Origin of the sequence: Bacillus sp. GbtcB14, assembly GCF_019091205.1 — a bacterium.
GTDB lineage: Bacteria > Bacillota > Bacilli > Bacillales > Bacillaceae_G > Bacillus_A > Bacillus_A cereus_AG.
Window position 1 is genome coordinate 1 of record NZ_JAGXJT010000083.1, and the last position, 360, is coordinate 360.

Below are 360 nucleotides of genomic sequence, written 5' to 3' on the forward strand. Positions count from 1 at the left end.
TTTCACCGGATCTTCTGCGCGGAGATGACCGCCCGGGTGAATTCACTAAAGCATTCGTGGAAAATCAGAAACCCGTTTTCGCAATCTGCCACGGCCCGCAGCTGCTGATTGATACCGACCTTCTTAAAGGAAAAGATATCACGGGATTCCGCAGCATCCGCAAAGACTTAATCAATGCCGGCGCACATTATAAAGATGAAGAAGTCGTCGTGAGCCATAACATCGTAACGAGCAGAACACCTGACGATTTGGAAGCCTTTAATCGTGAATCATTGAACCTGCTGAAATAAGAGAAAAAAGCACAGACCCGTTCAGTCTGTGCTTTTTTATGGACTCTTAAAGAAACACCGTTCGTTTAGA

At 45.8% G+C, this 360-nt stretch carries 1 protein-coding gene; it reads left to right on the forward strand.

From position 1 onward, the window contains the following. The coding region (locus tag KVT31_RS29395) for a DJ-1/PfpI family protein (protein ID WP_217613709.1) at nucleotides 1-290 on the forward strand (290 nt) is incomplete at its 5' end. Nucleotides 291-360: the final 70 nt, after the last annotated feature.